The following is a 12,574-nucleotide window of genomic DNA, read 5'->3' as shown; positions in this document are numbered from 1 at the left end:
CCGTGCCCGCCACCGCCGAAACCCCCCTCGCCCGCAAGCGCCGCGCCCGCAGGATCAACAAGGAACTCGCGGAGAAATACCCGTATGCACATGCGGAACTGGATTTCCGGAACCCGTTTGAACTGGTCATCGCCACGGTGCTCTCGGCGCAGACCACCGATGTACTGGTCAACCAGGTCACCAAGATCCTCTTCGCCAGGTACCCGGACGCCCGGGCGATGGCGGAAGCGGAACCTGCAGAGCTGGAGGCCATCCTGCAGCCGACGGGCTTCTACCGGGCCAAGGCGAAGAACGTGCTGGCCCTGAGCACCCGTCTGGTGGACGAGTTCGACGGCGAGGTGCCCGGCAGGCTGGAAGACCTGGTGACGCTTCCCGGCGTCGGGCGCAAGACGGCGAACGTCGTGCTTGGAAATGCGTTCGGCGTCCCCGGCATCACGGTGGACACCCATTTCGGCCGGCTCGCCCGCAGATTCGGGTGGACGGACTCCGAGGATCCCGTGAAGATCGAGTTCGACGTCGCGGAACTGTTCGAACCCAAGGACTGGACGATGCTGTCACACCGTGTGGTCTTCCACGGGCGCAGGATCTGCCATGCCCGGCGGCCCGCCTGCGGCGCCTGCCCGGTGGCGAACTGGTGCCCCAGCTACGGCGCTGGCGAGACTGACCCGGTGAAGGCTGCCAAGCTGCTCAAGTACGAGCTCGCGCCGGGCCAGGAGGCCTTGCTCGAAAAGCTGCTGGCCGAGACCGCCCGGGCCGCCGAGATCCGCAAGGAGTCCCAGCTGGAGCTGAGGAGGGCGCGCAAATGACGGCGCTCGGGGACCTGCTGTACCTGGCTTCCAGGATCGAATCGGGAGACCACCCGGCGTTCGATCCGCGCATCGCCGTCGGCGAAGTCGATGCGGGGTTGGCCCGGAAAGCCGCGGTACTCATGCTGTTCGGAGTGCTCGACGACGTTCCGGCGAAGTCCTCCAAGGACGTGGTGCCCGCCGACCTTGACGTGCTTCTCCTGGAACGCGCCCACACCCTCGGCGAGCATCCCGGGCAGGTGGCGTTCCCTGGCGGGAGCATCGATCCCGGGGACGAATCGGTGGTTGCGGCGGCCCTCCGCGAAGCTGTCGAGGAAACCGGCCTCGATGTCGGCGGAGTGCAGGTGCTCGGTACGATGCCGGACGTCGGGCTGAGCCGCAGCAATTTCGTGGTGACGCCGGTGCTGGCGTGGTGGGCGTCGCCGTCGCCGGTCCGGGTGGTCGACCATGCCGAATCCGCCCAGGTGTTCCGGGTTCCAGTCCGGGACCTGCTGGACCCGGTCAACCGTTACACAGGCAGCCTTAGCCGCGGCGGACGGACCTTCACCAGCCCCGTCTTCCTGGTGAACGGCGTCGTCGTCTGGGGTTTCACAGCAATGGTGCTCAACGGCCTGTTCGATGCCCTGGGCTGGACCATTCCGTGGGACGAGGAGCGGATGCACCAGATCCGGCTGTGAGCCCCTACTTCGTGCAGTCGACGATGAGGGCCGTCGCGGCGTTTTCGCGGACGGCGTTGATTCCTGCGACGGCCGCGCTCAGTTGCTTGAACTGCGGCGACTCGGCCACCAGGGTGCCGTCCGCCGCCGTGAGCCTGAAACGGTATGTGCCGTCGTTGCCCCTGAGAATTTCGAATCGTCCAGCCACGCTGCTGTCCCCCTGAATGATCGATGAATGCCCCCTGCGGCCGGTTCCAGCGGTCCGCGTCCCTTGAGGCTAGCGAGTGTCAGCCGTGCCCGAAAGTTACTGTGGCGTAGCTTACCTTCGGCGTCATGGACCGGGTCTTATCGAGTCTTTTGACTGGCGTCCGCTTGCGTGCGGGGGCTACGTTACGGGCCCCGTGCCCGGGGACGCCGCGTGGAAGTTCAAGGCCCGCCGCGGCGCAGGAACCGGATACTCGAAGGCGGCGAGGCTGAATTCCTCCTCGGCGTGGATCTTCCGGCGCAGCTCCACATCCACCAGGACCTGAACGTCCCGTGCATCGACACCCGGCTCATCCTCCAAGGAAGCAAGCCATTCGCCGGCAACAACGGCGTCGTGCTGTTCCCCAAGCAACCGCTGCAGGGTGATTGCCGGCTGGATGATCGCTGCGGCGTCGGGGCCGAACACCTCGGTGACGGCTTCCGCGGCGTAGCGCAGCCGCTTGATGTCCTTTCGGGCCTCGTGGAGCGCGGTGTTGCGGGCGGCCGGGTCAGCAGAGGCGGAGTCGCCGGCCAGGTTTTCGCGCATGCAGTCCCATTGCTCCTGAAGGCGGGAGGCCAGCGCCGTCTTCCGGACCTTGGGCGCCTGCCCCGAAGCCACGGAGGCCCGGACCGAGTGGACTACGCGGCGGCTCCGCTTTCCCCGGCCGAGCCTGGCGGCGGCCCGTCCGGCGGCGGAGTCGAGCATCCCGACCGAGCTGTAAAGCGCTTCCGGGGACTCCCAGGACTCCTGCGCGTCGATGGACAGCCGCATCCTTTGTGCCAGGACGTGCGCATCACGGGCTTCGCCCAGGGACGTCGCCAGCCACCTGACGTCCTTGCGGAGGGGCTTCGGCAACTTCGTGACCAGGCCGCGGTAGCAAGCGAGGACGGAGCGAAGCCGGCGGATAGCGAGGCGGCAGCGGTGGACGGCTTCGTGGTCCGTGGAGGCAAGCAAAGGCAAGGCGTTGTCCAGTTCGTTGAGCTGGGCGGCCACGTAACCTTCCAGCGCCTTTTGGGCTTTCTTTCCCACGGGCCCATCGTCCTCCGGCCGCCAGGCCGGAACAAGGGGCCGTCTACTTGGCCTGGTCGTAGGAGTCGACGACGGCGACGCTCACCGGGAATTCCAAGGGAACCGTCCCGAACAGCAGCTCCGTTGCGGCGGCCGCCGCTTCCTCGACCGCCCGGACACAAGCCGGGACGGCTTCCTCCGGGGCATGGACCATCACTTCGTCGTGCAGGAAGAAGACGAGCTCGCCGCTCGGCGAACCGTCCGCTCCCAGGGTCCGGAGCCGCCGTCGCAGTTCCGCCAGCCAGCAGGACGCCCAGTCCGCGGCGGAACCCTGGACCACGAAATTCCGTGTGAAGCGGCCGCGCGAGCGGGCGATGGTGTCGGCGCGGCGCTGCTCTTCCGCCGTCGTCGAACGCTGGCTGCGCAACCACCGCTCCGAGGGCGGCGGACTGCTGCGCCCGAGGCGGGAAGTCACCGTTCGGCCCGCTTCGCCGTCGCGCGCCGCCTGCTCCACATGGCCCACTGCCCGCGGGTAGGTGCGGGTGAGCTGCGGCATAAGGCGGCCGGACTCACCCGTGGTGGCGCCGTACATCGCGCCGAGCATCGCGATCTTGGCTTTGGAACGGTCGCCGCCGAAGCCCTGGGCCGCGATGCCGGCGTACAGGTCCTTGCCGCGCGCGGCCTCTGCCAGGCGCGGGTCCTGTGCGAGGGCGGCGAGGACGCGGGGTTCGAGCTGCGCGGCGTCAGCGACGATCAGCTTGTGCCCCGGATCCGCGTGCACGGCTCCGCGTATCTGTTTCGGGATCTGCAGCGCCCCGCCGCCGCGGGAAGCCCAGCGCCCGGAAACCACCCCGCCCACCACATACTCGGGCCGGAATCGGCCACCGCTGACCCAGGCGTCCAACCAGGCCCAGCCGTTTGCCGTGAACAGGCGGGAAAGCTTCTTGTACTCCAGGAGCGGCCCGATCGCCGGATGCGTGGATTCCTTGAGCTCCCACTGCCTGGTCGAGCTGACTTCGATGCCGTTGCGGTGCAGGGCGCGGATCAGTTCCTGCGGGGAATCGGGGTTCAGCTTCGGGGAGTTGAGGAGCCGCCGAAGTTCGGTACACAACGCCTCCAGGACGGCCGGGCGGTGGCCGGGTGCCGGCCGGGGGCCGAGGTGCCGGCGCAGGATGTCCTCGTGGAGCGACTCGCGCCAGGGCACACCTCTGTGCTGCATTTCCGCGGCGATCATCGCGCCGGCCGACTCTGCCGCGAGGAGCAGCTGGAGCCGCTGCCGCTGACCGTCCGCCACGCTCTTCACGGCCAGCTGCTGCGCGGCAAACTCCGCCCGGATCTCCTCCAGCCCCGGCGCCTGGCCCTGCGCGGCAGGTGCCTCGAACAATGCTTCCTGGTCCGACGGCGGCGGGGGCGGAGCGAAGGCCTTCAACACGCCGCTTTCCTCGTCGACGGCGGGCTGGGCGGCGCTCCGCGCATATTCGGTGTGCGCGGTGAACTCGGAGAAGGCGAGGATCGTGCGGCACAGGCTGAGGTCGTGGCAGCGCTCCAGGCGCACCTCGGAGGCGAGCAGGTCCGGGTACCAGTCCTGGGTTCGGTTCCAGATCCAGCGCGGCCGCCCCGCTTCCAGTTCGCGCACGACGGCGGGGAGTTCCGTTTTGCCGATGGGCCGCGCTTCGGAAAGCGGGGTTCCCCCGGCGCTTGTTTCCTGGATGGCTGCCCCCTGCGGGTGGGCGGCGAGCAGCAGATACATGATGACAATTTTGCCCTGCGTTCCGGGGCCGCTTTGCGCAATCAGGACAAATCCCGTCCTGATCGTCACTTGTCCCCCACAGGACTGCTTCCGGGAACTTGTCCACATAGGACGCTGCCGTGCTTCCGGCACGGCTTCGTCCTGCGGACAGTGGCTTCATGAGCAGGCAGCACATCCAGGACGGGAATGGTTCGGGCGCGTATCAGGTGGACCCTTCGCGGGCGGCCGGCGGTTTGCCGACTGCCGGGGCTGCGGGCAAACGCCGGGGCGCGGGGAGGGAATACCAAGGCGATTCCACGGAGCCGCCCTGGCTGCCTGCCGAGGGGACCGATGTCCTGCTGGTAACAAGCAGCCCAAGGCTCCAAGCCGAAACCGAAAGGATCGTCGCGGCCCTCGGGGCAGAACTGCGGACGGCGGCCAGTGCGGAAGAAGCCTTGCTGCTCTGGGACTCAGCCGGGATGGTCCTGCTCGGCAGCGATATCCGGGAACTCCCGCCCCGGCGTCGGGCTCCCGCCGTCCTGCTCGGGCTTGCCGTCGAAGGCGACAACCTGTGGCAGCTGGCCGCCGCTCTGGGGGCGGAACGCGTCGCGGTCCTGCCCGAGGGGGCCGCCTGGCTCGCCGAACATCTCAGCAGGTCCCAGGCACCGGAACCGGGAGGGCTGGTCCTCGGGCTCACCGGGGCGTGCGGTGGGGCGGGGGCCTCGACGGCGGCCATCTGGCTGGCCCAGGAGGCGGCTGCACATGGAGTCCGGACCCTCCTCATCGACGGTGACCCCCGCGGCGGCGGACTGGAACTGAGCCTGGCCGCCGAGGACAATCCAGGGCTCCGCTGGCCGGACCTTGCCGACGCCAAAGGCAGCATCGATCCCGAGCAGCTTGCCGGTTCCCTACCCACGGCCGGTGGCTTCGCCTTCTTGTCCTGGCCGGGCAGGAGGGACAAGGCCGCCCAGCCCGACGCCCTTGCCGTGGCTGCGGTCATGGATGCCGCACGGCGCGCCTTCGAACTCGTCGTCGTCGACATCGGCCGCGGAACGGAACCGCTGCGCGGCTTCGCCTGGGATTGCGACCGCATCCTCGTGGTCTCACCGGCACAACTGCGCGCAGCCGTCGCCGCGGCCAGGCTCCTCCAGGACCTCCCGCCGGTGGAGGCGGCGCTGGTGGTGCGTGGTGGCAAGGGCAGCGCCCTAGACGGAAGCGTCATCGCCGAATCCCTTGGCTTGCGGCTGCATGCGGTGCTGCCTGAACTGCGGGGAACCGCGGCCGCCGCCGAGACGGGCCGGCTGCTGGACCTCGGCAAGCGACGGTCGGTGCGGCGCTTCGCCGCACCAGTGCTCGAGCTCCTCGAGGACGGTGCAGCATGACCCAGGAACGCCGGGGCGAGCGCCTCCGCCGGGACCGGCGGCTCGACGCCGCGCTTCTTGAGAGTGTGCGGGAAACAGTGATGTCCGACGCCGGTCCCGTCACCCCGTCGCGGGTGGCTGCCGCGGTCCACGCCACCGGCCGTTTGCTGGGCACCGCGGGTGCCCTCGCCGCCGTCGACACCATCAGCGCCGAGCTCAACGGACTGGGCCCGCTCCAGCAGCTCGTCCGTGATCCGTCGGTTACCGACATCTTCGTCAACGGTCCCGACTCCGTGTGGTTCGACCGCGGGAAAGGACTGGAGCCTTCCGCTGTCCGTTTCGACGGCGAAGAACAGGTCCGTGCGCTGGCCTCGCGGCTCGTGTCGGCTGGCGGGCGGCGGCTCGACGACGGCTCCCCGTGCGTGGATGTCCGGCTCAAAGGCGGGTACCGGGTGCACGCCGTGCTGCCGCCGATTTCCACGGCTGGCACTTTGCTCTCCGTGCGGATCAGACGGGAGGACCTCTTCACCATGGACGAACTGCGGGCCGGTGGCATGTTCGATACCGGGACGCAGCGGGTCCTCGAAGCCATAGTGGAGCGGCGGCTGAGCTTCCTCATCAGCGGGGCCACGGGATCGGGCAAGACCACGCTGCTCTCCACCTTGTTGGGTCTTTGCGCCGCCGGAGAGAGGCTCGTCCTCATCGAGGACGCCGCGGAGCTGAACCCTGTGCACCCGCACGTCGTTTCCTTGGAATCCCGGCACGGGAACCTTGAAGGCGGAGGCGTCCTGGACCTCGGCGAATTGGTCCGGCAGGCCCTGCGCATGCGGCCTGACCGCCTTATCGTCGGCGAATGCCGCGGTGCGGAGGTCAGGGAGCTGCTGACCGCCCTCAACACCGGCCACACCGGGGGCGGCGGCACCATCCATGCCAACACCGCCTCCGCCGTTCCCGCCCGCATCGTTGCCCTCGGCGCCTTGGCCGGGCTCAGCCAGGAAGCCGTCAGGCTCCAGGTAGCCAGCGCGTTGGATGTGGTTGTCCACGTGGAGCGGACCCCGGCCGGCAGGAGTGTCGGCTGCATAGGGGTGTTGCTGGAGACGCCCGCGGGCCAGGCAGTGGTGCCGGCGCTGGCGATGCGCAACGGAGCGATGACGGCCGGCCCGGCGTGGCCGGAACTCGCCGGGCGGCTGGGGCTTGCAGTCGTGGAACGCGTGGCAGGGTCCGGGACGACGGGGCTGGAGCCGGTACCTGGGCTGGAGTTGGTCCCTGGGCTGGAGTCGGCGGCATGACCATCCTGCTGCTCATGGTGCTTGCTTCCGCCGCCTGGCTGGCCATCGGCCACCTGCCCGGGCCCGGCCGCCGGATGGGCAGGGTGATGGGCAGGGACAGGCCGAGTGCGGCCTGGCGTTGGCGCCGGCGGAAGAAGGAAGCGGACCTGCCGTTGGCGGTACTGGTCCAGCAGTTGGCCGCGCTGCTGCGCGGCGGGCGTTCCGCGTCCCGGCTCTGGGACGAGGTCTGGACCGTGCACGGCCGATCGGCAGACGCGCGGGAGGGCCGAATCCGTGACGCCGGCCAAGGTCTTTCGGATGACTCCGTCGCCGTTCTCTCCGCCGCCCGTTCCGCCTCAATGCTCGGCGTTTCGGCTGCCGCGGCCATCCGGACGGCCTCTGCATCGTCCCGGCTCCGGGCAAGGGAGCAACGGATCTGGGGCGAACTCGCGGATTGCCTGGACGTCGCCGAAGCGAGCGGCTGTCCGCTTGCGGATATCCTCGGCCGCTATGCAGCACACCTGGAAGCCGAAGACGACGCCGAGGCCGCCCGGCAGACGGCTCTTGCCGGCCCGAAAGCCACGGTCCGCCTGCTGAGCTGGCTTCCCCTGTTCGGACTCGGCCTCGGCACCGTGCTGGGCGTCGACCCACTCGGGATCCTGCTTGGAAACCCATTCGGCCTTGCTGCGCTCGGCGCGGGGATCATCCTGACCGTGGCGGGGCGGATGTGGTCGGTGCGGTTGGTCCGGGCGGCGACGGGGGACCACGACACCTTACTTGGGGGAAGCTGATGGGCGGGCTACTGCCGGCTGCCATAGTCTCCGCCGCCCTGTTTCTTGCGGCGGTCCTGGCCTTTCCCAACTCGGGGAGGCTCCGGCGTCGGGCAGTTGTCCGGCAGCTGGGAAGCCCGCTGGCAGGCGCAAGTCCGCGCACAGAACCAAGGTCAGGGGCGCGGGACACCGCCCTGGCCGGCGGCAGCGTGCCCGGGCGGCCTGTGTTTGGGCGGCGCGTGTTTACGCCGCGCCTTCTTGCCAGGCGCGGTGGCCGGGACGGTGGCCTGGGTGGAACCGCCAGCGGCGGCCGGGGATACACGGGCCTGGAGAGCACAGCGATCATGCTCGAACTCGCCGCGGCCGCCCTCGACTCCGGAGCCGGACTCGGCCGGGCATTGGAACTGCTCGCTTCCTGCTCCGCTCCTACGATCCGGGAGTCCCTGCGGCCGGTGGTCGCCGCATTGGCCATCGGAGCTGATTGGGAAACGGCCTGGCGAAGTTCCGCTGTCCAGAACCCTGCGGCGCTCCGGCTGCGCGATTCGCTTGCCTTCGCCGCCCTCACCGGCGCGCCCTCGTCCGCTGTCCTCTACGCCCAGGCCGCCCGTTTGCGCCGGGAGGAATTCCGCTCCGCCGAACGCCGGGCCGCGGCCTTGGGCGTGAAGCTCGTGGTTCCCCTGGGCCTGTGTTCACTCCCGGCCTTCATCTGCCTTGGCGTGGTTCCGGTTCTCCTCGCCATGCTCCCGTCGGGCACCTGAAGGGTTCCGCCAGTTTTCCTCCACAAGGAAAAGCCGAAGGAGTTTTCCACTTACGGAAAGCCCCTTCTTACCGCAGAAAGACGCCCAGGGAAGAGTCGGAAGCAGCCGGCAACCCCGCCTGGCACAGAGAAAGGAATCGCAATGAAAGTCCAAACCGTTACCCGCCCCTCTACCGATCCGCGCAGTCGCCTGAACCGCGACGAGGGTGATCCCAGTGGCGATGCCGGCGGGGTCCTGGACCACGGCGAGCTGGAGGGGAACCGAGCCGCCCGGCCCGTCGCCGAAGAACACGGTCTCGCAGCTGTGGTGGAACTGTTCCCTGGCTCGCCGCATCATGCCGGCGGTCCTCCCCGGAGCAAGCGCCGGGCCCGGACCATGGGATCGGAGCTCGGGATGGCCACAGCGGAGTACGCGATCGCAACGCTGGCCGCCGTCGGCTTTGCCGGCGTCCTGGTGGTCCTTCTTCGGAGCGAGGAAGTCAGGAGCTTCCTGTTGAACCTCATCCGCACGGCGCTCGCCCTGCCATGAGCCCGCGCCCCGGCTACGCAATGGCCGGCCTGCAGTTTCCTTGGGCGGCGGCCAAAGCCCGCCGCCCAAGGAATCGGCGGCTTTCCGGCCCGGGTGAGGAACGAGGGGCGGTCACGGCCGAGTTCGCCGTCGCCCTGCCCGCGGTACTCCTCCTTCTCGCCATGCTGCTGGCCGGGGCGGCGGCGGGGATCACCCAGCTCCGGATCGAGGAGGCGGCGAGGGCGGGTGCGCGTGCGCTGGCCCGCGGCGAAGGAACCGCAACGGTGGAAAGCATCGCCCGGCGCCTGGCCGGCGACACCGCCACGGCGGCTGTTTCAACGCAAGGGGAGTGGCTGGACGTGACGGTGTCGGCCCGGGTCGGGGGTCCGTTAGGGGCCGTGATTCCGTGGACCCTCACGGCGAAGGCCTCGGCCCGGACCGAAATGCCCAACCGGACGGCTGCTCCGCACCTGCGCAACCCCGGCTTGGAGGGAACCGTGGATTTCCTCGTCCTTGGGGAGGCCGTGCCAAGCGAGGACGGGGGTTGGCAGGGGGACGGCGGACCCATCCCACTGCGGTCCGGCGGGGCCGTGGCATGACGTACCCTGCTCCTGGCACCGGGCCGGGACGCGCTGGTCGGCGCTTCTCGGAGCTCGGTTCGGGGACCATTCTCGCCGCCGGTTTGGGGCTCCTTGTGATCACTCTCCTGGCGGCCGCGCTCCTCCTGACCCAGGCCGGCGTGCACGCGCAAAGGGCTGCGGCGGCTGCGGACCTGGCTGCGCTCGCCGCGGCGGACGCGGCGCGGGGCCTCAAGCCAGGGGACCCCTGCACTGTAGCGGCGGAGACGGCGCTCCAGAACAACGCCTCGTTGACCTCTTGCTTGCTTGTCGGCGGGGGAATCGTGGAGGTCCGCACCCGGCTGTTGCAGGAGTCGTACCTGGGGAGTGCGACCGGCCGTTCAAGGGCTGGACCGCCACCCTAGCCTGTGCTCTAGGGTGGCGGCACGTCTAGACCACAGGCACGGGCCGCTTCGGGACCCGGTGCTTCAATCGGTCCCCGGCCCGGAGAGCCACCCGTCCCTAAACCGCGTCCTTGAGTAGCACGTCAAGGAGGGTCACGGCGGCGGCCTTGTCCAGCGGATTGTTCTTGTTCCCGCATTTGGGGGACTGGACACACGAGGGACAACCGCTTTCACATTCGCAGGCCTTGATTGCATCTCGTGTGGCGGTCAGCCAGACACGGGCCTTTTCGTAGCCGCGTTCGGCGAAGCCGGCCCCGCCTGGATGACCGTCGTACACGAAGATGGTCGGCACCCCGGTGTCGGCATGGAGCGCGGTCGAGACGCCCCCGATGTCCCACCGGTCGCTGGACGCCACAAGTGGAAGGAGCCCGATCGCGGCGTGTTCTGCGGCATGCAGCGCCCCCGGGAACTGGGCCTCGATCAAGCCGGCGTCCCGGAGCGAACGGCCGTGCACCACAAACCAGACCGCTTTGGTGAAGAGATCCCGAGCGCCCAGATCCAGCGGTTCCTCGCCCAGCACCTCATTGGAAACCAAAGCCTTCCGTTGAAAGGAGACCACTTGAGTCGTCACTTTCACTTCACCGAAGTAGACGGCAATGTCGCCCCATTCCATGGTCCGCAGCGTCTGCAGCACTTCGATCTGGGTTACATCACGGGCGGTGGTGTAGTAATCGGGATTCGTCCGCCGTACCACCACGCAGTGGTCCTGCTCGTTCAGCTCCTCAACCAGGTAACTGTCGCCCTGATGCACATAGATCGCCCCGGTGTGCGCCTGGTAGTGGGTTTGGGGCGAGTCCATGGTTCCCAGAAGGGTTCCGGAATCCGCGTCCACGATGCTCACCGGGCCGCCGCCGTCACTGCGCAGGTTCACCATGCCGGCAGCGCTCTCGGGATGTGTCCAGAACCAGCCCGCAGGGCGCCTCCGAAGGTAGCCCTGGGTGACGAGCTGGCCAAGCAGGGCCTCGGCCGTGGGGCCGAAGAGGCTGTGCTCGGTGCTCCCGATGGGCAACTCGGCTGCGGCGGCGCAGAGGTGGGGTCCAAGCACGTAGGGATTGCCGGGGTCGAACACCGTGGCCTCTACCGAGACATCGAAGATCGCCTCGGGATGGTTGACCAGGTACGTGTCCAGGGGGTCGTCACTGGCCACGAATGCCGCGATGGCGTCCTGGCCTGCGCGCCCCGCCCGGCCGATCTGTTGGAACAGGGATGCCCGGGTTCCGGGCCACCCGGCGACGAGCACGGCGTCGAGCCCGGAAATGTCGATTCCGAGCTCAAGGGCCGAAGTACTGGATACTCCCAGGAGTTCTCCGCTGCGCAGCGCCTTCTCGAGGGCGCGGCGCTCCTCGGGAAGGTATCCGGAACGGTATGCCGCCACCCGCCGGGGAAGCCCGGGATCCACCTCGTCCAGCAGCCTCTTGGTAATGGACGAGATGCTCTCGGCTCCGCGGCGGGACTTGATGAAGGCAATGGTCCGGACCCTCGAAGACACGAGGTTGGCCATGATGTCAGCCGTTTCCGCCACAGCCGTCCGCCGGGTCCGGGCACCGTTTTCGCCTTTGAGCTCGGTCAGGGAAGGTTCCCACAGCGCCACGGTGGTGGCCCCGTGCGGGGAACTGTCCCGGGACACCTCGCGGACCGGAGCCCCGATGAGCCGGGAAAAGGACGTCCCGGGGTCGGAGGCGGTGGCGGAGGCGGCGATGAAAACCGGTTCAGGGAAGGAGGTACCCGCCCCGTAGTATGCGCAGATGCGGCGCAGCCGGCGCATCAGGTTGGCCACATGGGAACCGAACACGCCACGGTAGCTATGGGCCTCGTCCACGATCACGTAGCGGAGGCGGCGGAAGAACCGTGCCCACCATTGGTGGTTCGGCAGGATTCCGAAGTGCAGCATGTCGGGGTTGGCCAGGATGAAATTGGCGTGGTCACGGATCCAGCGCCGGGCCGCAACATCGGTATCGCCGTCGTAGCTTTCCGCGCGGACCGTGGGCAGGCCGAGGGCACGGAGCGCCGAGAGCTGGTCGGCGGCCAGGGCCTTTGTGGGTGCCAGGTAGAGGGCCACGGCGCCGTCGTCGTGGATCTTTCCGGGTTCCGACAGTACCCGCAGCTCCGAGCGGTGGATCGCATCCAATGCGGGCAGCTGGTAAGCGAGGGACTTGCCGGATGCCGTGCCCGTGGCGATCACCACGTGTTCGCCCGAGTGGGCGAGGCCGGCCGCTTCGATCTGATGCCGGTAGGGTTCGTGGATGCCCAGTGAACCGTAGGCTTCCACGATGTCCGGGTGAACCCACCCCGGCCACGGCTCGTGGACGGCCTTGCGGGCCGGAATCGTGTGGACATGGCGAAGCTGCTCCGGATCCGGGCTACGGCCCAGGAGGGAGATCAGGGATTCGGCGTTGTCCACCAGATCATTCTGTCACCGGCGGGGATTGCAGGCTCACGGGCTGGA

General features: G+C 68.9%; 13 protein-coding genes. 9 read left to right on the top strand and 4 right to left on the bottom strand.

What is annotated here, in order from left to right:
- The first annotated feature begins 2 nt into the window (after positions 1–2).
- Both nth and ACN9M4_RS16195 read left to right on the top strand, forming a co-directional pair.
- Positions 3–806, top strand: a complete 804-nt coding sequence (gene nth / locus ACN9M4_RS16200; RefSeq protein ID WP_426299636.1) for an endonuclease III — start codon at positions 3–5, stop codon at positions 804–806.
- A complete protein-coding gene (locus ACN9M4_RS16195) occupies positions 803–1,483 on the top strand; it encodes an NUDIX hydrolase (RefSeq protein WP_426299634.1) in 681 nt (226 codons plus the stop codon). Before nth ends, ACN9M4_RS16195 begins: the two co-directional genes overlap by 4 nt.
- A gap of 4 nt (positions 1,484–1,487) precedes the next feature.
- Here ACN9M4_RS16195 and ACN9M4_RS16190 read toward each other — a convergent pair whose 3' ends face one another.
- From ACN9M4_RS16190 to ACN9M4_RS16180, 3 genes are all read right to left on the bottom strand, one after another.
- Positions 1,488–1,670 (bottom strand): YegP family protein, encoded by a 183-nt coding sequence (locus ACN9M4_RS16190; protein WP_426299632.1) that lies wholly within the window; start codon positions 1,668–1,670, stop codon positions 1,488–1,490.
- 177 nt (positions 1,671–1,847) lie between these two features.
- Positions 1,848–2,735 carry a CHAD domain-containing protein gene (locus ACN9M4_RS16185; RefSeq protein ID WP_426299630.1) on the bottom strand — a complete coding sequence of 296 codons (888 nt, stop codon included), beginning with the start codon at positions 2,733–2,735 and terminating at the stop codon, positions 1,848–1,850.
- A 43-nt stretch (positions 2,736–2,778) separates the two neighbouring features.
- Complete coding sequence (locus tag ACN9M4_RS16180) at positions 2,779–4,464, bottom strand: bifunctional 3'-5' exonuclease/DNA polymerase (RefSeq protein ID WP_426303506.1); 1,686 nt, start codon at positions 4,462–4,464, stop codon at positions 2,779–2,781.
- A 158-nt stretch (positions 4,465–4,622) separates the two neighbouring features.
- Between ACN9M4_RS16180 and ssd the strand changes: the two genes are divergently transcribed.
- From ssd to ACN9M4_RS16145, 7 genes are all read left to right on the top strand, one after another.
- Positions 4,623–5,825: a septum site-determining protein Ssd gene (ssd, locus tag ACN9M4_RS16175; RefSeq protein WP_426299628.1), complete on the top strand. Its 1,203-nt coding sequence runs from the start codon at positions 4,623–4,625 to the stop codon at positions 5,823–5,825.
- Entirely contained in the window at positions 5,822–7,093 is a 1,272-nt protein-coding gene (locus tag ACN9M4_RS16170; RefSeq protein WP_426299626.1) for a TadA family conjugal transfer-associated ATPase, read from the top strand. Before ssd ends, ACN9M4_RS16170 begins: the two co-directional genes overlap by 4 nt.
- Positions 7,090–7,863, top strand: a complete 774-nt coding sequence (locus ACN9M4_RS16165) for a type II secretion system F family protein (protein ID WP_426299624.1) — start codon at positions 7,090–7,092, stop codon at positions 7,861–7,863. Before ACN9M4_RS16170 ends, ACN9M4_RS16165 begins: the two co-directional genes overlap by 4 nt.
- 266 nt (positions 7,864–8,129) lie before the next feature.
- On the top strand, positions 8,130–8,600 hold the full coding sequence (locus tag ACN9M4_RS16160; RefSeq protein WP_426303504.1) for a type II secretion system F family protein: 471 nt from the start codon (positions 8,130–8,132) through the stop codon (positions 8,598–8,600).
- A 141-nt stretch (positions 8,601–8,741) separates the two neighbouring features.
- Complete coding sequence (locus ACN9M4_RS16155; protein ID WP_426299622.1) at positions 8,742–9,128, top strand: DUF4244 domain-containing protein; 387 nt, start codon at positions 8,742–8,744, stop codon at positions 9,126–9,128.
- Entirely contained in the window at positions 9,125–9,706 is a 582-nt protein-coding gene (locus ACN9M4_RS16150) for a TadE family type IV pilus minor pilin (RefSeq protein ID WP_426299620.1), read from the top strand. Before ACN9M4_RS16155 ends, ACN9M4_RS16150 begins: the two co-directional genes overlap by 4 nt.
- Positions 9,707–9,801: 95 nt before the next feature.
- Positions 9,802–10,089, top strand: coding sequence for an Rv3654c family TadE-like protein (locus tag ACN9M4_RS16145; protein ID WP_426299618.1), 288 nt, complete (start codon positions 9,802–9,804; stop codon positions 10,087–10,089).
- Between the two features lie 97 nt (positions 10,090–10,186).
- Here the strand turns inward: ACN9M4_RS16145 and ACN9M4_RS16140 are convergent, their stop codons facing one another.
- Positions 10,187–12,529, bottom strand: a complete 2,343-nt coding sequence (locus ACN9M4_RS16140) for a DEAD/DEAH box helicase (protein ID WP_426299616.1) — start codon at positions 12,527–12,529, stop codon at positions 10,187–10,189.
- Positions 12,530–12,574 lie beyond the last annotated feature (45 nt).

Origin of the sequence: Arthrobacter sp. R-11 (assembly GCF_049913155.1) — a bacterium.
In the GTDB taxonomy this organism is placed as follows: domain Bacteria; phylum Actinomycetota; class Actinomycetes; order Actinomycetales; family Micrococcaceae; genus Arthrobacter.
The sequence above is the reverse complement of the archived record's forward strand: the minus strand, read 5'-3'. Positions and strand labels throughout refer to the sequence as shown.